The 353-nt window shown below is 38.0% G+C and carries 1 protein-coding gene; it reads left to right on the forward strand.

The features are described 5' to 3' along the window. Positions 1-179 precede the first annotated feature (179 nt). The coding region (locus PL9631_RS25560) for a helix-turn-helix domain-containing protein (RefSeq protein WP_156090714.1) at positions 180-353 on the forward strand (174 nt) is incomplete at its 3' end.

Genomic DNA, 353 nt, shown 5'->3' on the forward strand with positions numbered 1-353 from the left:
TTTAACTGACGAGGGGGTTTGGGGGAGCGATAAGTCCCACACTGAATTTCACAAAACAAAAAAACAACCACCAAATCAGTGTGGGTTACATGGACTCCCCCAAGTTAATTTTGGTCGGTCAATCCCGACAAAATTAACAATAATATGTTAGAGTATATCAAAGAGTTTTGAAAGTAACAATGTTTCAAGGGTATAAGTTCCGAATCTATCCAACGACTGAACAGCAGATTACCTTAGCCAAAAGTTTTGGTTGTTGCCGTTGGTATTGGAATTATGCCCTAAATTTGTGTCAAGAAACCTATAAGCAAACGGGAAAAGGATTATTCAGAAAAGCAATTCAAGGATTGTTACCT

The sequence above is a fragment of the Planktothrix paucivesiculata PCC 9631 genome (genome assembly GCF_900009265.2).
Classification (GTDB): Bacteria; Cyanobacteriota; Cyanobacteriia; order Cyanobacteriales; family Microcoleaceae; genus Planktothrix; species Planktothrix paucivesiculata.